At 70.4% G+C, this 21,265-nt stretch carries 21 protein-coding genes; 3 read left to right on the top strand and 18 right to left on the bottom strand.

The genetic code is table 11. The annotated features are described in order from the left end of the window. Window positions 1–2: 2 nt before the first annotated feature. A complete protein-coding gene (locus tag ACRWK7_RS00500; RefSeq protein WP_431854202.1) occupies window positions 3–248 on the bottom strand; it encodes a DUF1127 domain-containing protein in 246 nt (81 codons plus the stop codon). A 251-nt stretch (window positions 249–499) separates the two neighbouring features. Between ACRWK7_RS00500 and ACRWK7_RS00495 the strand changes: the two genes are divergently transcribed. Continuing rightward, complete coding sequence (locus tag ACRWK7_RS00495; RefSeq protein ID WP_431854201.1) at window positions 500–1,894, top strand: PLP-dependent aminotransferase family protein; 1,395 nt, start codon at window positions 500–502, stop codon at window positions 1,892–1,894. A 33-nt stretch (window positions 1,895–1,927) separates the two neighbouring features. Next, window positions 1,928–2,053 (top strand): hypothetical protein, encoded by a 126-nt coding sequence (locus tag ACRWK7_RS00490; RefSeq protein ID WP_431854200.1) that lies wholly within the window; start codon window positions 1,928–1,930, stop codon window positions 2,051–2,053. Window positions 2,054–2,624: 571 nt separating this feature from the next. Here the strand turns inward: ACRWK7_RS00490 and thiD are convergent. Beyond that, window positions 2,625–3,425, bottom strand: coding sequence for a bifunctional hydroxymethylpyrimidine kinase/phosphomethylpyrimidine kinase (thiD, locus tag ACRWK7_RS00485; RefSeq protein ID WP_431854199.1), 801 nt, complete (start codon window positions 3,423–3,425; stop codon window positions 2,625–2,627). Beyond that, the gene (gene glmM / locus ACRWK7_RS00480; RefSeq protein ID WP_431854198.1) at window positions 3,425–4,795 is read right to left on the bottom strand and encodes a phosphoglucosamine mutase; all 1,371 of its coding nucleotides are present in this window, start codon (window positions 4,793–4,795) and stop codon (window positions 3,425–3,427) included. The genes thiD and glmM overlap by 1 nt, the downstream gene beginning before the upstream one ends. Window positions 4,796–4,997: 202 nt before the next feature. Between glmM and ACRWK7_RS00475 the strand changes: the two genes are divergently transcribed. After that, complete coding sequence (locus tag ACRWK7_RS00475; protein ID WP_431854197.1) at window positions 4,998–6,965, top strand: potassium transporter Kup; 1,968 nt, start codon at window positions 4,998–5,000, stop codon at window positions 6,963–6,965. An 8-nt stretch (window positions 6,966–6,973) separates the two neighbouring features. Here ACRWK7_RS00475 and ACRWK7_RS00470 read toward each other — a convergent pair whose 3' ends face one another. The 15 genes from ACRWK7_RS00470 to ACRWK7_RS00400 form a co-directional block, all read right to left on the bottom strand. After that, window positions 6,974–7,420, bottom strand: a complete 447-nt coding sequence (locus ACRWK7_RS00470) for a bacteriohemerythrin (protein ID WP_431854196.1) — start codon at window positions 7,418–7,420, stop codon at window positions 6,974–6,976. Between the two features lie 128 nt (window positions 7,421–7,548). Continuing rightward, a complete protein-coding gene (gene folP, locus ACRWK7_RS00465) occupies window positions 7,549–8,679 on the bottom strand; it encodes a dihydropteroate synthase (protein WP_431854195.1) in 1,131 nt (376 codons plus the stop codon). 243 nt (window positions 8,680–8,922) lie between these two features. After that, on the bottom strand, window positions 8,923–9,549 hold the full coding sequence (locus ACRWK7_RS00460; RefSeq protein WP_431854194.1) for a LysE family translocator: 627 nt from the start codon (window positions 9,547–9,549) through the stop codon (window positions 8,923–8,925). A gap of 381 nt (window positions 9,550–9,930) precedes the next feature. Continuing rightward, the gene (gene ftsH / locus ACRWK7_RS00455) at window positions 9,931–11,862 is read right to left on the bottom strand and encodes an ATP-dependent zinc metalloprotease FtsH (protein ID WP_431854193.1); all 1,932 of its coding nucleotides are present in this window, start codon (window positions 11,860–11,862) and stop codon (window positions 9,931–9,933) included. A gap of 85 nt (window positions 11,863–11,947) precedes the next feature. Then, window positions 11,948–13,276: a tRNA lysidine(34) synthetase TilS gene (gene tilS, locus ACRWK7_RS00450; RefSeq protein WP_431854192.1), complete on the bottom strand. Its 1,329-nt coding sequence runs from the start codon at window positions 13,274–13,276 to the stop codon at window positions 11,948–11,950. Window positions 13,277–13,399: 123 nt separating this feature from the next. After that, window positions 13,400–14,260 (bottom strand): tol-pal system protein YbgF, encoded by an 861-nt coding sequence (gene ybgF, locus ACRWK7_RS00445; protein WP_431854191.1) that lies wholly within the window; start codon window positions 14,258–14,260, stop codon window positions 13,400–13,402. A gap of 150 nt (window positions 14,261–14,410) precedes the next feature. Continuing rightward, the gene (gene pal, locus ACRWK7_RS00440; protein WP_431854190.1) at window positions 14,411–14,881 is read right to left on the bottom strand and encodes a peptidoglycan-associated lipoprotein Pal; all 471 of its coding nucleotides are present in this window, start codon (window positions 14,879–14,881) and stop codon (window positions 14,411–14,413) included. 163 nt (window positions 14,882–15,044) lie between these two features. Then, on the bottom strand, window positions 15,045–16,379 hold the full coding sequence (gene tolB / locus ACRWK7_RS00435) for a Tol-Pal system beta propeller repeat protein TolB (protein ID WP_431854189.1): 1,335 nt from the start codon (window positions 16,377–16,379) through the stop codon (window positions 15,045–15,047). A 2-nt stretch (window positions 16,380–16,381) separates the two neighbouring features. Next, window positions 16,382–17,464, bottom strand: coding sequence for a cell envelope integrity protein TolA (locus ACRWK7_RS00430; RefSeq protein WP_431854221.1), 1,083 nt, complete (start codon window positions 17,462–17,464; stop codon window positions 16,382–16,384). Window positions 17,465–17,480: 16 nt separating this feature from the next. Next, on the bottom strand, window positions 17,481–17,978 hold the full coding sequence (gene tolR / locus ACRWK7_RS00425; RefSeq protein ID WP_431854188.1) for a protein TolR: 498 nt from the start codon (window positions 17,976–17,978) through the stop codon (window positions 17,481–17,483). After that, complete coding sequence (gene tolQ / locus ACRWK7_RS00420) at window positions 17,979–18,689, bottom strand: protein TolQ (RefSeq protein WP_431854187.1); 711 nt, start codon at window positions 18,687–18,689, stop codon at window positions 17,979–17,981. Beyond that, on the bottom strand, window positions 18,686–19,156 hold the full coding sequence (gene ybgC, locus ACRWK7_RS00415; protein WP_431854186.1) for a tol-pal system-associated acyl-CoA thioesterase: 471 nt from the start codon (window positions 19,154–19,156) through the stop codon (window positions 18,686–18,688). The genes tolQ and ybgC overlap by 4 nt, the downstream gene beginning before the upstream one ends. Next, window positions 19,149–20,216 carry a Holliday junction branch migration DNA helicase RuvB gene (gene ruvB, locus ACRWK7_RS00410; RefSeq protein WP_431854185.1) on the bottom strand — a complete coding sequence of 356 codons (1,068 nt, stop codon included), beginning with the start codon at window positions 20,214–20,216 and terminating at the stop codon, window positions 19,149–19,151. Before ruvB ends, ybgC begins: the two co-directional genes overlap by 8 nt. Further along, on the bottom strand, window positions 20,213–20,842 hold the full coding sequence (ruvA, locus tag ACRWK7_RS00405) for a Holliday junction branch migration protein RuvA (protein WP_431854184.1): 630 nt from the start codon (window positions 20,840–20,842) through the stop codon (window positions 20,213–20,215). Before ruvA ends, ruvB begins: the two co-directional genes overlap by 4 nt. Further along, the coding region (locus ACRWK7_RS00400) for an endonuclease domain-containing protein (RefSeq protein WP_431854183.1) at window positions 20,839–21,265 on the bottom strand (427 nt) is incomplete at its 5' end. The genes ruvA and ACRWK7_RS00400, both read right to left, overlap by 4 nt.

Here is a 21,265-nt window from a genome sequence, read left to right as displayed (position 1 = left end):
GCTCACTCCTTCCAGAAGGGCTTGATGGCTTCGGACTCGGCATCGGCCCGGCTGACGCCGATGTCCTTCAGCAGATGGTCGTCCAGCCGCATCAGCGCCTGGCGTTGCCGCCAGCGGTCGTACCAGGGCTGGGTCGCCTCGCCGATCTTAAGGACGCTGCCGGCAACGACGGACACGGCGGCACGCAGGGAGGCCAGGAAGGTCGACGGGGACGCGCCGGACCGGCGGGCCGCTTCTTGGGTGTGCATGACAAACCTCCATCATCGGTACGGCAATCCGTCTCGGATCGTCGAGACAATCGCGATTATGATGGTGCAATTCACGGGGTCAATGGCGACATTGTCACCGTTACATTTCCGATTTCGGATGTAACGGCCTCGCCACACCCGTTAGATCATCCCACTTTCTGCGAATTCCCGGCTCCTTCAGCCGAAAGGCGAGTATGGGGACATTGTCATCACGCTTGCCCTGGTCATACCAGATTGTCTATATTGTCCCCATGACAAGCTGGACTCCTGACCTCTCCGGCCGTGCCGGTCCCCGCTACCGCGCCATTGCCGACGCGCTGGCGGAGGATGTCGCCAGCGGGCGTCTCCCTCCCGGCACCCGCCTGCCCACGCACCGCGACCTTGCCTACCGGCTGGGCGTCACCGTCGGCACCATCACCCGCTCCTATGCCGAGGCCGAGCGGCGCGGCCTGATCGGCGGCGAGGTCGGGCGCGGCACCTTCGTGCAGGGCCAGCAGCCGCCGCTCAGCCACGACTCGCTGGCGTGGCACCGGCCGCCGGAAACCTCGGCGATCAACATGACGGTGGTCACCCCGATCCAGAGCGGCGCCGAGCAGGCCATCGCCCAGACGCTGATGGCCATCGCCGCCTCCGGCTCCGCCGAGCAACTGGTCAACTACGCGCCGCATGCCGGCCTGCCGGCGCACCGCGCGGCGGCGGCGCAGTGGCTGACGCGGCAGCATCGGGTGACGGCGGGCCCTGAATCGGTGCTGGTGACCAGCGGGGCGCAGAACGCCATGGCGGTTGCCGTGGCCTCGATCGCGCAGGCCGGCGACGTGGTGCTGACCGAGCGGCTGACCAACTACGGCATGCGCGGCTTGGCGGCGACGCTGCAACTGCACCTGGAAGGCGTGGCGCTGGACGAGCACGGGATGATCCCCGACGCGCTGGACTCCGCCTGCCGCCGCCTCGCGCCGAAGGCGCTGTACCTCGTGCCGACGCTGCAGAACCCGACCGCGTCAGTGATGCCCGAGGCGCGGCGCGCGGAGATCGTCGCGATCTGCCGGCGCTACGGCGTGCTCATCCTCGAGGATGACGTCTTCGGCTTCCTGGTCAGGGACGCCACGCCGATCCAGGCCATGGCGCCGGACATCACGCTGTACCTCGGCAGCCTTTCCAAGAGCGTCGCCGCCGGCTTGCGCGTCGGCTACGTGCTGGCGCCGCCGGCGCTGGTGCGGCCCATCGAGGCGACGATCCGGGCGCTGCAATACTCCTCGCCGCCGCTGCCGGCGGAAGTGGCGACGCGCTGGATCCTCGACGGCTACGCCGACCGCATGGCCGAGTTGCAGCGCACCGAGGCCGCCGCCCGTCAGGCCATCGCCCGCGCCGTGCTGCCGCCCTCGGCGGTGTGCGGCCATCCCGCAGGCCTGCACCTGTGGCTGACCCTGCCCGAGCCCTGGCGCCGCGACGACTTCGTCGCCGAGGCGCGCCGGCGCGGCGTGGTGGTCACCAGCGCCGACACCTTCGCGGTAGGGCGCAGCAACGTGCCGCACGCGGTGCGCCTCGGTCTATGCATGCCACGCACCCGTGAGGAGACAGCGCAGGGCGTGCGCATCCTCGCTGACGCCCTGGCCAACCCCGCCGAGGCCGCGCTGTCGATCGTGTAGAGGCGGCGAGGCGGAACCTCCCGCTCAGCGACCGTGGCCTCCGCCACCGCTACCACCTCCTCCGCCATGGCCGCCCCCGCCGCCATGACCACCACCGTGCCCCGCTCCGCCGCCGCGGCCGCCACCATGGCCGCCGCCCGAGCCGCCACCGGATCCTGAGCCGCCGCTTCCGCCCGCCCCACCGCCAGATCCCGAACCGCCGCCCCCGGAAGCCCCTCCCCCTCCGGAACCGGAGTTGCCTCCGCCCTTCCCGGGTCCGGAACCGCCAGCGGCTCCGCTGCCGGATGCGGCCGATGCGCCTGCCGCGGCGCCGCTCCCGGAACTGGCCGAAGCGCCGCTCCCCTCCCCGGACGTTCCGGAGTCACCGGCCGCCGACGCGAAACCACGGGCCGCCCCGGCACCGCCGGACATCACCGTTCGCTTCCGCTCCGGCAAGGGCGGCGGCAAGGGTGGCTTCACGACGGTGTTGAGCGCCAGCGCGTCCTGACACAAGCCATCGGCGCGCGCCCGGTACAGCGCCGCCTTGTCGAGCGTCCAGCAATCGAGCACGACCGTCGGGCCGGTCTGCAGGCAGCCGGCGAGTCCCACCGCCAGCGTCAGACAAGCCCCCGTCGTCCACCGCCGCCGGACCATGGCGCCCCTCCCCCATCGGATCACCGCTCGTTGGAGCAACGCCGGCGGTCGAGCCGCCGTTCCGCCCTGTCGCCGAAAGGGACGCGGATCGATCCGTTCAGGGGAACGGGCGCACCGTGTGCAGGTGGTTGAGCGGGCCGTGGCCGTGCCCCAGGCCCGGGGCGGTCAGGATCGCCTCCATGACGTAGGCGCGCGCCCGCGCCACCGCATCGCGCATGCCCATCCCCTGGGCAATGCCGGTGGCGATGGCCGAGGCCAGCGTGCAGCCGGTGCCGTGGGTATGCGGGGTGTGCACGCGCGGGTTCTCGAAGATTTCGGCGCCGTCCTCGGTGACCAGCAGGTCCTGCACGAGGTCGCCCTCCATGTGGCCGCCCTTGAGCAGCACCGCCTTCGGGCCGAAGGTGCGGATCAGATCGGCGGCGCGGCGCATGTCGTCGAGGTCGCGGATCTCGACGTCGGTCAGCGCCTCGGCCTCGGGGATGTTCGGCGTGACGATGGCGGCGAGCGGCAGCAGACGCTTCTTCAGCGTGAGCTCCGCCTCCTCGGCCAGCAGGGAATGGCCACCCTTGGCGACCATCACCGGATCGACGACCAGCGGGATGTTCACCGCGCGCTCGATGTACTCGCCGGCCACCGCCTCGATCACCTCGGAGGTCGCCAGCATGCCGACCTTGACGGCGTCGGCGCCGAGATCCTCCAGCACCACGCGCATCTGCTGCACGACGAAGGCCGGATCGATGGGGTACACGCCGTGCACGCCCAGCGTGTTCTGCGCCGTCAGCGCGGTGATCGCGGTCATGGCGTAGCCGTTCAGCGCGCTGACCGCCTTGATGTCCGCCTGGATGCCGGCGCCGCCACCCGAGTCCGACCCGGCGACAATGAGAACGCGCCCCTTCATCACCGGGCCGCCTCGGCCTGGAGCGCCGCGGCGCGCTGCACGGCGGCGACGATGTCACCCACCACCGCATCGACCAGCGCGGCGTCGTCGCCCTCGGCCATCACGCGGATCAGCGGCTCGGTGCCGGACTTGCGGATCAGCAGGCGGCCGCAGCCGTTCAGGCGGCCTTCGCCCTCGCGGATCGCCTCCTTCACCTCGACCGCCTCCAGCGGCGCGGAGCCGGCGGTGAAGCGGACGTTGGTCAGCTTCTGCGGCACCGGGTCGAACAGGCGGCAGACCTCGCTGACCGCCTTCTCCGAGCCCTGGATGCAGGCCAGCACCTGCAGCGCGGCGATCAGCCCGTCGCCGGTGGTGGAGTAGTCGGACAGCACGATGTGCCCGGACTGCTCGCCGCCGACGTTGAAGCCGTAGCTGCGCATGTGCTCGACCACGTAGCGGTCGCCGACGGGGGTGCGCACCAGCTCCAGCCCGAAGCCCTGCAGCGCGCGCTCCAGTCCCAGGTTCGACATGACGGTGGCGACGATGCCGCCGCCCTTCAGCCGCTGCTCCGCCGCCCAGGAGCGGGCGACGAGGCCCATCACCTGGTCGCCGTCCACGACGCGGCCGCGCTCGTCCACCATGATCAGGCGGTCGGCGTCGCCGTCCAGCGCGATGCCCAGGTTCGCCCCCTCGGCCACCACGGTGTCCTGGAGGAGCTGGGTGGAGGTCGCGCCGCAGCCGCGGTTGATGTTCAGGCCGTCCGGCTGCACGCCGATCGGCACCACGTCGGCGCCCAGTTCGTACAGCACCTTGGGCGCCACGCGGTAGGCGGCGCCGTGCGCGCAATCGACGACGATCTTCAGCCCGTCGAGACGCAGGCCGCGCGGGAAGGTGTTCTTGACGTACTCGATGTAGCGGCCGGTCGCGTCCTCCATGCGGCTGGCGCGGCCGAGATCGGCGGAGCCGGCGAGGTCCGGCGCGAAGGGCTGGTCCATGCGCGCCTCGATGGCGGCCTCGACCTCGTCCGACAGCTTGTAGCCGTCCGGACCGAACAGCTTGATGCCGTTGTCCTGATACGGGTTGTGCGAGGCGGAGATCATCACGCCCATGTCGCAGCGCAGCGAGCGCGTCAGCATCGCCACCGCCGGGGTCGGCAGTGGGCCGACCAGCACCACCTCCATGCCCATGGAGATGAAGCCGGCGGTCAACGCCGGTTCCAGCAGGTAGCCCGAGAGCCGCGTGTCCTTGCCGATCACCACCCGGTGGCGGTGGGCGCCGCGGCGGAATTGCAGGGCCGTCGCCATCGCCACGCGCAGGGCCGTCTCGGCGGTCATCGGCTCGGTGTTGGCGGTGCCGCGGATGCCGTCGGTGCCGAACAGTCGTCGCGTCATGTGGAAACCCTCGGGTCGGAACGGGTGCTGATGCCCTCTTCTTCACCGCATCGGCGGCCCGGGTCAAGCGCCCTTCCGCGCTGGTGCGAAAGGGTTACGCATACGGCTCCCCGGCGCGAAAGGCGATGCCGGGGCGAGACGCCCCGCCTCCGGCGTTGTTCACGCCGTGAGCGACACCATAAGCCGCCCGGGACCGTATGCCATGCAGCCGCAACCCGCACCCCCAGAGATGGCCCCCGACGACCGCCCCCTGCACGCCGACCCGGTGACCGGCATCCTCGACGGTGCCCCGGGCGGCCACGGGCGCGGTGCCGGAAAGCTGCCGGCGCTGATGCTGGCGGCGCTCGGCATCGTCTACGGCGACATCGGCACCAGCCCGATCTACGCGCTGAAGGAGTGCTTCGGCCACACCGTGGGCGTGCCCCTGACGCCCGCCAACGTGCTGGGCTTCCTGTCGCTGATCGCCTGGGCGCTGATCCTGGTGGTCACGGTGAAGTACGTGGTCTTCGTCATGCGCGCCGACAACCGCGGCGAGGGGGGAATCCTGGCACTGACCGCGCTGGCTCTACGCGGCACCGAGGGGACCGGGCCGTCGCGCCGGCTGCTGATGGGGCTGGGCGTGTTCGGCGCCGCGCTGTTCTTCGGCGACGGCATGATCACCCCTGCAATCTCCGTTCTGTCCGCCGTCGAAGGGCTGGAGGTGATGGCGCCGAACATGGAGCGCTTCGTCGAACCGGCGGCCATCGTGATCCTGGTCGGGCTGTTCATGATGCAGCGCGGCGGCACCGCCACCGTCGGGCGGCTGTTCGGGCCGGTGATGGTGGTGTGGTTCCTGACGCTGGGCCTGATGGGCGCCTGGCAGGTGGTGCAGGAGCCGTCGGTGCTGCGCGCGCTGTCGCCGACCTACGCGCTGGCCTTCCTGGCGGAGAACCGCTGGCTGGCCTTCCTCGGCCTCGGCACCGTGGTGCTGGCGATCACCGGGGCGGAGGCGCTGTACGCCGACATGGGGCACCTGGGCCGGCCGGCGATCCGCTATGCCTGGATCGGGTTCGTGCTGCCGGCGCTGCTGCTGAACTATTTCGGGCAGGGGGCGCTGCTGATCCGCGACCCGGCGGCGCTGGAGCACCCGTTCTTCCGGCTGGTGCCGGAGTGGGGGCTGCTGCCGCTGCTGATCCTGACCACGGCGGCGACCATCATCGCCAGCCAGGCGATGATCTCCGGCGCCTTCTCCATGGCGCGGGAGGCGATCCAGATCGGCCTGATGCCGCGGCAGGCGATCCGCCACACCTCGGAAAGCGAGATCGGGCAGATCTACGTCCCCCGGGTCAACTGGTTCCTGCTGATGGCGGTGATCCTGCTGGTGCTGGGCTTCCAGTCGTCGAGCAACCTCGCCGCGGCCTACGGCATCGCGGTGATGGGGACCATGACGTGCACCAGCGTGCTGTTCGGCGTGGCGGCGCGGCGGCAGTGGAACTGGCCGCTGCCGGCGGCGGCGGCGGCGACGGTGCTGATGCTGTGCGTCGACCTGCCCTTCCTGGGGGCCAACCTGCTGAAGGTGCCGGAGGGCGGCTGGTTCCCGCTGCTGGCCGGCAGCGTGATGTTCTACCTGATGTGGGTGTGGCGGCAGGGCCGGACAGTGGTGATGAAGCGGCTGGAGGACGCCGGCATGGACGTCGACGACTTCCTCGCCTCGATCAGCCGGCGCGGGCCGCAGCGGGTGCCGGGGACGGCGGTGTTCCTCACCTCCAACATCGGGCGGGTGCCGCACGCGCTGCTGCACAACCTGAAGCACAACATGGTCCTGCACGAGCGGGTCGTCCTGCTGACCGTGCTGACCCGCGACGTGCCCTGGGTGCGGCCGGAGCGGCGGGCCGAGGTGACGCCGCTGGGCCACGGCTTCCACCGGGTGGTGCTGCGCTACGGCTTCAAGGAGAGCCCGCGGGTGCCGGAGGGGCTGGAGCAGTGCCGGCGCTTCGGCCTCAACGTCGATCCGATGCGGACCTCGTACTTCCTGGGGCGGGAGACGCTGGTGCCCTCGGTGCACCCGGACATGTCGCCGGTGAACGAGCGGGTCTTCATCCTGCTGTCGGCCAACGCGCTGTCGGCCTCCGACTTCTTCTGCATCCCGCCCAACCGGGTGGTCGAGTTGGGGACGCAGCTGGAAATCTAGACGGCCATCTAGACGGCCAGTTGGAGGTAGGCGGCCTCGCGGGGCTTCTCCGCGCCGGTCTCCTGCAGCCATTCGCCGAACTTGCGGTCGGCCGACTGGATGTGCAGCACCAGCCAGTTCAGCATGAAGCGGCCCAGGACCTCGCGGATCTCCTCCTCGCTGGCGGTGCCGGAGGCGAGGCGGTGGACCTCCTGCTCGGCCATGTCGTGCATCATGTGGTGCTGGTCGAGGAAGGGATAGCCGGCGTCGCGCATCAGCCCCTCCTCGTTGGTGAAGTGCTGCTCGGTGTAGAGCACCACCTCGGCCAGCATGGCGTACAGCTCCGCCTCGGGCAGGCTGCGCGTCTCGGCGTGGTTGAAGCGGTCGAGCAGGCGGATGAAGTGCTGGTGCTCCTCGTCGATCTGGTCCACGCCGACCGACAGCACCTCGGTCCACTGGGTTCTCTGGTCGTCCATGGAGCCCTCCCGCCCGCGGCTCGACCCACAGGCATCCCAAACTTTCGAACTAATACTTTCGAAAGGTATGACTGGTACTACCAGGAGGCAAGCAAAAACCCGACGGCGCCGGTCACCGCGGGCGGTGGTCAGCCAACCGCTGGATGCAACCCTTCCCACACGGCGCGGGCCTGGAAGGTCTCGGCCACGTCGTGGACACGCAGGATCTGCGCGCCCTGGCTCAGCGCGTCCAGGCCGGCGGCCAGCGAGCCGGCGACGCGCTGCTTCGGCGGCTCGCGGCGCGACAGGTGGCCGATGAAGCCCTTGCGCGACACCCCGATCAGCACCGGCCCGCCCAACGCGTGGTACAGCGCTGTGTGGCGCAGGACGTCCAGGTTGTGCTGGTGCGTCTTGCCGAAGCCGACGCCGGGGTCGACGCAGATCCGCTCCATCGGGATCCCGGCGGCGAGGCAGGCCTCCACCCGCGCCTCCAGCCAGTCGAAGACGTCGAGCGCCACGTCCTCGTAGGTGGGGTTCTGCTGCATGGTGACGGGGTCGCCCTGCATGTGCATGAGCACGACCGGCGCCTGGGCCTGCGCCACCACGGCGAGGCTGTCCGGATCGCCGGTCAGGCCGCTGATGTCGTTGACGATGCGCGCCCCCGCCTCCAGGGCCGATCGCATGACGCGGGCGTGCCGGGTGTCGATGGAGACGCACGCGCCCATGGCCGCGAAATGGCGGACGACGGGCAGGACGCGCGCCTCCTCCTCCTCCGGCGGCACCGGGGTGGCGCCGGGGCGCGTGGACTCCCCGCCGACGTCGAGGATGTCGGCGCCGGCCTCCAGCAACTCCTCGCCATGCCGCAGCGCCGCCGTGTGGTCGAAGAAGTCGCCGCCGTCGGAGAAGCTGTCGGGCGTGACGTTGACGATGCCCATGATCTGCGGCCGGTCGAGGGACAAGCCGGCGAACGGCGGGCGGGCGCGGGTGAGCGCGCCCAGCCGGCGATCGAGGGATTCGGCAACGGCGCGCGAGCGCTCCCAGCCCCAGGCCATGATCTCGGACAACGGGGCGAACGCCTTTTCGATACGGCCGGGCTGGCGGACCGCCAACTCCGCCATGGTGAAGGCGAAGCGCCCGCCGGCCAGCGGCACCGCCGCCCCCTTGGCCCAGGCGGCGACCGGCAGCAGCCCGACCGGGCGCAGGGCGACGCGTACACCCTCCTCCGCGGCCCAGGGGGCGAAGCTGGCGAGCGATCCGGCGGCGGAGCGGGGCTTGGTCATGGCGGAGCACCGGGGCTGGTGGAACGGGGTGTTTCGGCGTTGTGCCGGCGTGGCGCGGAGGGTGTTTCGCCGAACCCTTGGAAATCAAGGACTTGAGGCGAACCGGCCGTTGCGTGTGGAACACCGTGGAACACACTGGAACAGTGTGCGGGGGGTGTTCACTTCGCCGATCCGCCCCCGGGCCGACCCAAGGACAATGATCCTATGACAGATGCTTCCAGGGATCAAGTCCTGCGTGACGCTTCACACCCGGCTGGCGGTCGCCATGATGCCGCCGATGCCGACGAACATCGAGCCAGTGACGCGGTTGAACCAGCGGCCGTGCCGGCTGAGCCAGGGGGCGATGCGCTGCGCCATGCCGGCGAGGACCAGCTCGTAGATGAACTCGACCACCGCGAAGGTGCCGCCCAGCACGACGAACTGCGTCCAGAAGCCGGCCTCCGGCACCATGAACTGCGGCAGGAAGGCGGCGAAGAAGATCATCGCCTTGGGGTTCGAGGCGGCGACCAGGAAGCCCTGCAGGAACAGCCGCGCGGCGCCGTCCCCGCGGGCGTCGCCGCCGGCCGCGACGGTGCTGACCGCCGGCGGCGGCGCCTTCCACAGGCGCAGGCCGAGGTAGACGAGGTAGGCGGCGCCGACCCACTTGGCGATGGTGAAGGCGCTCTCCGACGCGGCGAGCAGCGCGCCGAGCCCGGCCAACGAGGCGGCGACCAGGACGAGGAAGCCGATCACACCACCGAGGACCGTGAACACGGTGCGCCGGGCGCCGAAGCGCACGCCGTGCGTCAGCGACAGCAGGCCGTTCGGGCCGGGTGTCAGCGACAGACCGATGGCGGCGAACAGGTAGATGATCCAGAGTTCCATGGTCATGGTCGGCGTCCTCGGGGCTTTGCCGGGGACGGTAGCATGACGGAGCGGAGCGGGCTATGGGTGGGGAAGGCTTAGGGAAGGAATCACTCCCGCTTGGCCTCAGTATGGCGGTCCGTAATCAGTTCATCAGCGAGCGACACGTCCTTCGGGACGAACTGCGCGACCATCGCCTGTGCTTGGCGAATTTGACGCCATGCACAGCCCCCTCACCCTAACCCTCTCCCCAGAGGGGAGAGGGAATTGTCGTTCATGCCCCAGCAGCCGGGATCCAAGGGCCCACCGGCCCTTGGTGGGGAGCGCGAGGGGCGAAGCCTCTCGCCTTTCCCCTCTCCACAAACGAAAACGGCGCCCCGGAGGGCGCCGTCTCGTTGCTCAGGGCCGTTACGCCCCGTGCGGTTCCGGGTCCATGCCGCCCGTCCCGCCGGTGGTCGGGGGGACCGAGGCGCGACGGCCGGGGGTGGGCTGCTTGGGCGGGGGCGTCATCGCGGAGTCCCGGTCCTCGCGGACGATCGGGTCGCCGCGCAGCAGGGTGCTGATGTCGTCGCCGCTCAGCGTCTCGTACTCCAGCAGGCCCTTGGCCACCGTGTGCAGCTGGTCGATGTGCTCCGTCAGGATCGTGCGGGCGTCGGCGTAGGCCTCCTCGACGATCCGGCGGATCTCCTCGTCCACCGTCTGCGCGGTGTGGTCGGAGATGTTCTTGTGCTGGGCGACGGAGTGGCCGAGGAAGACCTCCTGCGTCGGCTCGCCGTACAGCAGCGGGCCCAGCTTCTCGCTCATGCCCCACTCGGTGACCATGCGGCGCGACATCTCCGTGGCCATCTTGATGTCGCCCGAGGCGCCGGTGGTGACGCGGGCCGGGCCGAAGATCAGCTCCTCGGCGATGCGGCCGCCCATGGCGACGCGCAGGTCGGCCAGCAGCTTGGCCTTGGACAGCGAGATGCGGTCGCCCTCCGGCAGGCGCATCACCATGCCCAGCGCGCGGCCGCGCGGGATGATGGTGGCCTTGTGGATCGGGTCGCTGTCCGCGCAGTGCAGCGCGACCACGGCGTGGCCGGCCTCGTGGTAGGCGGTCAGCTTCTTCTCGTCCTCGGTCATGACCATGGAGCGGCGCTCCGCGCCCATCATGACCTTGTCCTTGGCGGCCTCGAACTCGGCCATGCCCACCACGCGCTTGCCGATGCGGGCGGCGAGCAGGGCGGCCTCGTTCACCAGGTTGGCGAGATCGGCACCGGAGAAGCCGGGGGTGCCGCGGGCGATGATGCGCGGGTCCACGTCGGGAGCCAGAGGCACCTTGCGCATGTGCACCTTGAGGATCTTCTCGCGGCCGAGCACGTCGGGGTTCGGCACCACGACCTGACGGTCGAAGCGGCCGGGACGCAGCAGCGCCGGGTCGAGCACGTCCGGACGGTTGGTGGCGGCGATGAGGATGACGCCCTCGTTCGCCTCGAAGCCGTCCATCTCGACCAGCAGCTGGTTGAGGGTCTGCTCGCGCTCGTCGTTGCCGCCGCCCAGGCCGGCGCCGCGATGGCGGCCGACCGCGTCGATCTCGTCGATGAAGATGATGCAGGGGGCGTTCTTCTTGCCCTGCTCGAACATGTCGCGGACACGGCTGGCGCCGACGCCGACGAACATCTCGACGAAGTCCGAACCCGAGATGGTGAAGAAGGGCACGTTGGCCTCGCCCGCCACGGCGCGCGCCGTGAGGGTCTTACCGGTGCCCGGCGGGCCGACCAGCAGCACGCCCTTCGGGATTTTGCCGCCCAGGCGCTGGAACTTCTGCGGGTCCTTGAGGAACTCGACGATCTCCGCCAGCTCCTGCTTGGCCTCGTCGATGCCGGCGACGTCGTCGAAGGTGACGCGGCCGACCTTCTCGGTCAGCAGGCGGGCGCGCGACTTGCCGAAGCCCATGGCCTTGCCGCCGCCGGACTGCATCTGGCGCATGAAGAAGATCCACACGCCGATCAGCAGGAGCATCGGGAACCAGCTGAGCAGCACGGAGAACAGCGACGGCACGTTGCTGTCGTCCGGAACGGCGCTGATGCGCACGTTCTTGCTGGTCAGCCGTTCGACCAGATTGGCCTCGGCGGGGATGTAGGTGCTGAAGGACCGGCCGTCGGTGAAGTGGCCGCTGACCTGGTTGCCCTTGATGGTGACGTCGGCCACCTGCCCCCGGTCGACTTCGGCGACCAGCTCGCTAAACGGCACGGTCGTCTGCGGGCTGCGGGTGGAGGAGCTCTGGAACAGATTGAACAGCGCCACCAGCAGCAAGCCGATGATGATCCAGAGCGCGAGGTTTTTGCCGAAGTTGTTCACGTGTTCACGCCTTTCTGCGAACCCTACCGGTCGGAACGTCTGGTCCGGAGGCCCCACCCCCCAATCCCGCGGGTACGTTCCCAGATTAAATAATGCCGGTGGTCCCCGAAACAACCGGAAAAGCAGGACCAGCCAGGGGGTATGCCGGAGTGAACGCGGCAGACGCCAGATCCGCCCCTAAGCCGAGTGTGGGTACCGCCACGAGAACGGCTCCGTCCCACAACGCCGGAAGCGCCGCGCGGGCCGGTTCGGGCAGCGGACTCTCCTTGAGGACCGGGGCCCGAGCGCACGCGGCCCGCCAGCCGTCGGCGCCCAGGCGTCCGACGGTGAGCGGCCGGTCCGCGGCCACCGCGAGGCGGACGCGGAAGCGGCGGTCCCACCAGACCTCGCCGCCGGGGGCGAGGGTGTGCCGGTCGGTGGCGCCCTCGGGCTCGCGGACCACCAGCAGGCCGCCCTTGCGCGGCAGCACCCGGCAGCCGCCGAGCGTGCGTCCGGCGGCCAGACCGGCGCGGATCTCGGCGTGCAGGCGCTCCAGCCGCTCGGCGCGGGGGGCGTAGGGGGCGCCGCCGACGCAGGCGAGGACGCGGGAAAGCGCGCGCAGGCCGATTTCCTCGGGCGCGGCCTTGAGCGCCGCCGGGTCGAGGCGCAGCCAGCCCTCCGGGTGCAGCGCGGCGGCGCGGCCGAGCAGGTCGGCGGTCAGTTCCTCCAGCGCCCGGCGGGCGCGGGCGGCGCGGCGGGCGGTGTCGGTCAGGCGTTCCGTGGTCAGCCCCTCGGCGGCCAGGGAGTCGGCGGCGGCGCGCAGCCGGCCGCGGGCGTAGGCGGGGGAGCGGTTGGACGGGTCCTCGATCCACTCCTGATCCTGTGCCCGGCAGGTGGCGACCAGGGCGGCGTGCGGGAGGTCGAGCAGCGGGCGCAGCACGCGGACGTGCGGATCCCAGCGCACCGGCGCCATGCCGGCGAGGCCGTCGATGCCGCTGCCGCGGGCGAGGCGCAGCAGCAGCGTCTCCGCCTGGTCGTCGGCGTGGTGGGCGAGAGCCAGATGGAGGATGCCCTCGGCGCGGCAGCGCTCGGCCAGCAGGCGGTGGCGGGCGTCGCGGGCGGCGGCCTGGATGCCGGAGGCGGGCTTTTCGCCCTCCCAGCGCAGGGTGGCGTGCGCGATGCCGCGGGCGGCCATCCAGGCGGCGACGCGGGCGGTCTCGGCGGCGGACTCGGGGCGCAGGCCGTGATCGACGGTGAGCGCCAGCACGGAGCCCCCTTGCCCCGCCGCCCAGCCCTGCGCCAGCAGCGCCAGCGCGAGGCTGTCGGCGCCGCCGGAGACTCCGACCGCGAGGCGCGGGGCCGGCTCGAAGCCGCCGAGCCGCGCCATGCGGGCGGCGAAGTCCTGTGCGGTGACGGGAGCGGCTTGTGGTCCCACGGCCTCGGCACCCTTTTGACCGTCACCCCCGCGAAGGCGGGGATCCATACGTTCCATAGCCACTCGCTTTGGGAGTTATGGATCCCCGCCTTCGCGGGGATGACGGCTGAAAGAGGAGAAGCGTCAGCCGCAATTCAGCTTCTTGCGCTCCATCTCGGAGCGGCGCTTCACGCTGGGGGCGGCGTCCGGGTACATCTTGTTCATCTGGCCGAGCGCGGTGCACGCCTCGGTCTTCTTGTTCAGCGAGGCCAGGGACAGGCCGAGCTTGAGCAGCGCGTCCGGCGCCTTGTTGCCCTTCGGGTACTTCTGCAGCACCTCGCCGAAGCTGGCCGCCGCCTCGCCGAAGCGGTTGCGCACGTAGTAGGTCTCGCCCAGCCAGTACTGCGCGCTGCCGGTCAGGTTGTGCGCCTTGTTCTTGGCGATGAAGGTGGAGAACTCCTTCTCCGCCACGTCGTAGTGGCCGTTGCGCAGCTGCTCGAAGGCGTGCTCGTACTGCTTGTCGGGGGTGGCGTTGGCGGGCAGCGCCGCGACCTGCGGGCCGGCGGCCGGCTTCTCCGTCGGCTTGGTGCTGCCGAGCTGGCCGGCGGCGGGTGCCGCGGCCGGCTTCTCCGGCGCCTTCTCCGGCGCGGCGGCGGCGACGGCGCCCGCTCCACCGGCGCCGCCGCCCTTCTCCAGCTGCTGGAGGCGGAAGTCGATGTCGGCGTTCAGGCGCTCCAGCCGGTCCTTCAGCTGATTCGACTGATAGGTGCTCTCCTCGTAGCGGCCGGTCAGCTCGGACACGGCGCGCTCCAGGCGCTGCAGGCGCACCTCGAAGTCGGCGGCGAGCGACGGCGCCATTTGCGCCACCTGCGTGGATTCGGCGACCTGCAGGCCGAGCTGGGATTCCAGCCGCTCCAGCCGGTCGGCGATCCCCTCGGCGTGCGCCGGGCCGATCCAGAACACCCCGCCCAGCAGAAGGGCGGCCACACGCGTCGTCGTCTTCATCGCAGATGCCCACATTGACCGGCGCCAAGCCTTTGCCGCCGCAACCCGGCGAAAATATGGCGGTCGTCCCAATTCTGCAAACGCGAAACGCCGCCCCGGTCACCCGGAGCGGCGTTTCACAGCAGACCGATCGGTCGTGCGCCGGCCGACTTAGTCGACGACGGTCACGCCGCGACGGTTCTGGGCCCAGGCCGCCTCGTTCGAGCCGAGCACCGCCGGGCGCTCCTTGCCGTAGGAGATGACCTTGACGCGCGACGGGTTGGTGCCCTGCGCGACCAGGTAGTTCTTGGCCGAGTTGGCACGACGCTCGCCCAGCGCCAAGTTGTACTCGCGGGTGCCGCGCTCGTCGGCGTGACCCTCGATGGTCACGGTGACGTTCGGGTACTGCTTCAGCCAGGCGGCCTGACGGTCCAGGGTGGCGCGAGCCTCCGGGGACAGGTCGTAGCGGTCGAAGCCGTAGAACACGCGGTCGCCGACGTTGACGACCAGGTCTTCCTGCGAGCCCGGACGGATGGTGGACTGGGTGCCCGTGGCCGAAGCGTTGCCGGCGTCCTTCGGAGCGGTTTCGCAGGCGGCGAGCAGAGCCAGGGCGGCGCAGAGGCTCACGATCTTGAGATTCATTGTATAGGACCCCCTATAGCACAGTCGGTATTTGGTATCGGAGAAGGAAGAAGCGGGTGCGCGAAACCTCCGCCAGCCCCGGCGGAAGACGACACTGCGGCAAAGATCCAGCGATCCTTTGCCGCAGTGCCGCACGCGCGGGGCGCAAAATAGGACTACTCCTCTAGGGAATCAAGGGCGACCATGCGGGATCCGACGCGTCGAGCGGCGTGGACACGCGACGCTCGTTGAAGCCGGTGACGTCGATGGAGTAGAGTCGTGCGTTTCGGGCGTTGCCCGACGGCAGGTCCTTGAAGAACATCAGGACGCGGCCGTTCGGCGCCCAGGTCGGGCCTTCCACGTGGAAGCCTTCCGACAGGACGCGCTCGCCGGTGCCGTCCGGACGGATCACGCCGATGGCGAAGTTCGAGCCGCGCTGCCGCGTGAAGGCGATCAGATCCCCGCGCGGCGACCACACCGGCGTGCCGTAGCGGCCCTCGCCGAAGGACAGGCGCTTCACCCCCGAGCCGTCGGCGTTCATGATGTAGAGCTGCTGGCTGCCGCCGCGGTCCGACTCGAAGACGATCCGGTTGCCGTCCGGCGAGTAGCTCGGGCCGGTGTCGATGCCCGGGCTGTCGGTCAGTTGGGTCTGCCGGCGGGTGCGCAGGTCGAGCGTGTAGATATCGGTATTGCCGTTCTGCGCCATGCTCATGACGACCTTCTTGCCGTCCGGCGAGAAGCGCGGGGCGAAGGTCATGCCGGGGAAGTCGCCCAGCACCTCCTGGCGGCCGGTGTCGATGTTGAACACGTACACGCGCGGCTTCTTGCCGAAGTACGACATGTACGTGATCTCCTGCGCCGTCGGCGAGAAGCGCGGAGTCAGCACCAGCGACTGGCCGTCGGTGAGGAACTGATGGTTCTCGCCGTCCTGGTCCATGATGGCCAGGCGCTTCTTGCGCGCGTTGGCCGGACCCGACTCGGAGATGTAGACGATGCGGGTGTCGAAGTAGCCGTCCTCGCCGGTGAGGCGCTTGTAGATGGCGTCGGCGATGATGTGGGCGATGCGGCGCCAGCTGTCGGTGGTCGCCGTGTAGGACAGGCCGGCCATGTACTGACCGGCGGCGACGTCCCACAGACGGAAGTCCACCTTCATGCGGCCGTCCGGGGTGCTCTGCACGCCGCCGGCGACCAGCGCCTGGGCGCCGACCGCGCGCCAGTCGGCGTAGCGCGGCTCGCCGGTCTGCAGCTGCTGCGGCGTCTGCAGGAAGGCGGCCGGGTTGACCGGCTTGAAGAGCCCTGAGCGCTCCAGGTCGGCGGAGATGACGCGCGACATGTCGTTGCCGACCTGCGCCTCGCGCCCGCCGGCGCCGAAGAAGCTGGTGATGGCGATGGGCAGCGGTTCGATCACGCCCTTGGTGATGTCGATGCGCAGCTCGGCCTGCGCCGGGGCGGCCACGCCGACCGCCAGCAGCAGCGCCCCGGCCCAGCCGGCAAGCCGCAGCAGAAACGTCTTCCTCATGGTCAGAACATGTCCCTCGGATCGAAGGTGAATACGATGGTTCGCCACTTGTCGTAGGTGTCCGGCGTAAATTCGCTCGTCAGTAGATCCAGCTTTTGTGTCCGCAATACGGCGCGCAGAGCGGCCTCCGCAGCCGAGCGGAAGTGGCTGTCGGAGCCCATGCGGGCGCGCGTCTCCGGCTCGAAGTCCGCCTTGATGACGGTGCCGTCGAGGGCGACGTCGATGCGCAGCTGAACCACCATCGACGACGAGTCCTTGCGGCCCGGGTCGAAGTTCCAGTTCTTCGACACCTGCCCGCGGATCGCGTCGATGGCGCGGCCCGACGGCTTGAAGGCGCGGTCCGGCCCGGCGACGTTCTTCGGCCCGCTGGGCGCGGCGTGCGCCGACGCGGTCTGCGTGGACGACGGCGAGGGCTTGGCGTCGGACTTCTGGTCCGACGGCTTCAGCTTCGCCACGTCCTTCAGCAGGTTGGCCAGCGGGTCCGGCGCCTTCTCCGGCTGCTTGGGCGGCTGCGGCTTCGGCGGCTCCGGTTTCGGAGGCTGCGGCTTGGGCGGCTCAGGCTTCGGCGGTTCCGGCTTCGGGGGTTCCGGTTTCGGCGGCTCGGGCTTCGGCGGTTCCGGCTTGGGCGGCTCCGGCTTCGGAGGCTCGGGCTTGGGCGGCTCGACCTTCGGCGGCGGCGGCTTCGGCACCGGCTGCGGCGTCGGATCCGGCGGCGGCGGCGGCGGCGGCGGGGGCTCGCGCTTCGGCGGCTCCGGCTCGCGCGGCGGCGGCGGCGGCAGCTGGGCGACCTTCGGCGGCTCCGGCGCCTTGGGCGGCGGCGGAGGCGGCGGGGGTTCGGACGCCGGCTCGGGCGGCGGCGGCGCCGGCGGAGTCGGCTTCGCCTCGGGCATCGGCGGCTTCGGCGGCTCCGGCTTGCTGTCGCCCTGGACGACGCGGGCAGCCTCCGTCACCTCGCCGATATCGACGATCTCGATGGGGATCGAGGCGGGGATGTCCAGCTTGCGATCGCTGGGCGGCAGTCCGAGCACGATGAGCGCGATCAGCGCGACGTGCAGCACCACCGAGGCGATCAGGGGTTGGCGCATCACGGCAGGGTCTGCCTCAGCGTTTGGCCGGCGCGGGAGCCGACGTGGGCCGCACCGCGGGGGTGGCCGGGCCGGTGGCGGTGTTCGGCAGCTCGGCGACGAGGCCGACCTTCTTGAAGCCGGCGGCGCTCATGGTGCCCATCACCTCCAGCATCTTGCCGTAGGCGATCTTGGCGTCGCCGCGCACGAAGATGCGGGCCTCCGCGTTCGACTGCGTGATGGCGACCAGGAGCGGCACGAGGTTGGCCACGTCGGTGCGCTGCTCCTGCACGTACACGGTGCCGTCCGACTGCACGGTGACGAACAGCGGGTCCTTCTGCGCCTCCAGCGGCGCGGCGTTGGTCTTCGGCAGGTCGACCGGCACGCCGACGGTCAGCATCGGGGCGGCGACCATGAAGACGATCAGCAGCACCAGCATGACGTCGATGAACGGCGTCATGTTGATCTCGGCCATGGCGCGGTAGCCGCGCTTGCGGCCGCGGCCGTGCCCCTTGCCGGCGAGTTGGGCGGCCATTTACGCGGCTCCCCGTTCCTCGAGGTGGCGCGACAGGATAGCGGCGAACTCGCCCGCGAAGGTCTCCAGCCGGTCGGCGTAGCGCGACAGGTCGGTGGAGAACTTGTTGTAGGCGATCACCGCGGGGATGGCGGCCAGCAGGCCCATGGCGGTGGCGAACAGAGCCTCGGCGATGCCGGGCGCGACCACGGCGAGGCTGGTATTGTTCGACGCGGCGATCGAGGTGAAGGAGTTCATGATGCCCCACACCGTGCCGAACAGCCCGATGAACGGCGCCGTCGAGCCCACCGACGCCAGCAGCGTCATGTAGCGCTCGGCCCGCGCCATCTCGCGTCCGATGGTGACGGACATCACGCGCTCGACGCGCTGCTGCAGCGAGGTCTTCATCGGCGCGCCCAGGCCGCGGTCGGCGGCGTGCCGCCACTCGCGCATGCCGGCGGCGAAGGTCGCCGACATCGGGTCCTCCGGCCGCTTGCCGATGCGGTCATAGAGGGCGTCCAGCGAGCCGCCCGACCAGAAGCTCTCCTCGAAGGCGTCCGCCTGGGCGTTCAGCCGGCGGATGCGCATCAGCTTCTCGATGATGATGGCCCAGCACCACACCGAGGCCACCAGCAGCAGCACCATGACCAGCTTCACCAGCAGGTCCGCCTGCCAGAACAGGCCCCAGATCGTGATCTGGTGAGCCGTGGCTACCGCACCGGCCGCATTCATCGCTCGCTCCTTCCAGGGTCGTTCCGCATTTGCCGCTCGTACAGCTCCTTGAGCGCCGTCCGAACCTCCGCCCCGAGGCGGGCGGGCCGTCCGGCCCGGTTCAGCGTCGCCAGCTTGAGGTCCGCGCGCGCCAGCTCCTTGCCGTCGCGGCGAATGGTTTGATCAACGGCAAACGAAGCGCCGCCGATATCCGTGATTCGCGTCTCTACTTCAAGCGTATCGTCGAGCTTCGCGGGAGCGATAAAATCGATCTCGCACCTGCGTACCGCAAATGACACACCTTGGTCCGCAAGAAGTCCCGTGTGGTGCCACCCCATCAGACGCAGCATCTCGGTGCGTGCACGCTCCATGAAGCGCAGATAATTGGCGTGGTAGACAATGTTACCGGCGTCCGTGTCCTCGTAATAGACGCGGAGCGGGTAGCGGTGCACGCCATTCTCGTCGAAACGACCGGACAGCTCAGGCATCGCCGTCCCCGTCCGTTTCGTTGAGCTTGTCGAGCAGGTCGAACTGCCGCGTCGGCTGCGCCGGCGGGTTGAGGCCCAGGTAGCGGAAGCCCTGGTCGGTCAGCATGCGCCCGCGCGGCGTGCGCTGCAGGAAGCCCTGCTGGATCAGGTAGGGCTCGACCACCTCCTCCAGCACGTCGCGCTGCTCGCCCAGGGCGGCGCCCAGCGTTTCCACGCCGACCGGCCCGCCGTTGTAGTTGCCCGCGATGATGCCGAGGTAGCGGCGGTCCATGCTGTCGAGGCCGAGGCGGTCGACCTCCAGCCGGGTCAGCGCGGCGTCGGCGATCTTGGCGTCCACCTCCGGCACGCCGGCCACGGCGGCGAAGTCGCGCACCCGGCGCAGCAGGCGCCCGGCGACGCGCGGCGTGCCGCGCGAGCGGTTGGCGATCTCGCGCGCCCCCTCCGGGGTGATCAGCATGTTGAGCACGCGGGCGGCGCGGCTGACGATCAGCTCCAGCTCGTCCGGTTCGTAGAACTGCAGGCGGACGGGGATGCCGAAGCGCTCGCGCAGCGGCCGGGTGATCAGGCCCGAGCGGGTGGTGGCACCGACCAGCGTGAAGGGCGGCAGGTCGATGCGGATCGAGCGCGCCGCCGGCCCCTCGCCGATGATGAGGTCGAGCTGGAAGTCCTCCATGGCGGGGTAGAGGATCTCCTCCACCGCCGGGTTCAGGCGGTGGATCTCGTCGATGAACAGCACGTCGTGCGGCTGCAGGTTGGTCAGCAGCGCCGCGAGGTCGCCGGCGCGCGCGATCACCGGGCCGGAGGTGGCGCGGAAGCCGACCCCCAGCTCGCGCGAGACGATCTGCGCGAGGGTGGTCTTGCCCAGGCCGGGGGGGCCGAACAGCAGCACGTGGTCCAGCGCCTCGGCGCGCGAGCGGGCGGCCTGGATGAAGATGGACAGGTTCTCGCGCGCCTGCCGCTGGCCGATGAACTCGGACAGGGAGAGCGGGCGGATCGAGGACTCGGTGGTGTCGCCCGCGCCCTGGCCCGGCTGGACCAGACGTTCCGGGTTGTCGCTCACTGGCTAAGCTCCTTGAGGCCGAGGCGGATCAGGTCGGCGACCTTGGCGCCGTCGCCCAGGCCGCGCCCGGCCGCGACCACCGCGCCGAACGCCTCCGAGCGGCCGTAGCCGAGGTTGACCAGCGCGGAGACCGCGTCCGCCATGGCGGCGTTGTCGGGGGACGGGCCGGCGGCGGGGGCGCCGCCCTTCGCCGGGGCCCCCGCGGTGGCGGAAACGCCCAGCGCGAGGTTGCCGACCTTGTCCTTCAGTTCGTTGACGATGCGCGTGGCGACCTTGGCGCCGACGCCGTCGGCGCGGGTGAGCGCCGTCTTGTCCTGGGACGCGATGGCGCGCGTCAGCTGGTCGGCGTCGAGCACGCCGAGGATCGACAGCGCGAGGCGCGATCCCACGCCCTGGATGGTGGTGAGCAGGCGGAACCAGTCGCGCTCCGCCGCGTCGGCGAAGCCGTAGAGCACGATGCGGTCGTCGCGCACGAAGGTCTCGACCACCATCGACGCGCGCTCGCCGCCCATCAGGCGCGACAGCGTGCGGCTGGAGGCGGTGAGCTGGTACCCCACGCCGTTCACGTCGATCACCACCCAGTCGGTGCCGACCGAATCCACGACGCCGGTGAGCTTGGCGATCATCCGAGAGTCTCCTTTCCAGACGGCTGGCGGCGCACCACCGCGGTTTCTTCAAGGCGCGCGCGGATGGTTTCCAGCACGCCGTCCAGATTGTCGTTCACTTCGTTGTTCCAGAACCGGATCACTCGGAATCCGGCCTGTTCCAGCATGCGTGTGCGCCGCTGGTCGTAGTCCACGCGCTCGGCGTGCTGCCCGCCGTCCAGCTCAATGACCAAGCGATGGTCATGCGAAACGAAATCCACGGTGAAGCCGAGGATGGGCTCTTGCCGCCTGAACTTCGCTCCCATCTGCGCGTTGCGCAGCCTCTGCCAAAGCACCTTCTCCACGTCCGTCGAATCGCGGCGCAGCTGCTTGGCGAAATTCGTTTGCGACGGCGTCGGCTTATCCTTCGCGAGCGGGCTCAAAGCCCCCTCTCCCCCCTGGGGA

The sequence above is a fragment of the Azospirillum sp. genome (genome assembly GCF_050789165.1).
This window is presented reverse-complemented; position numbering and strand designations above follow the sequence as displayed.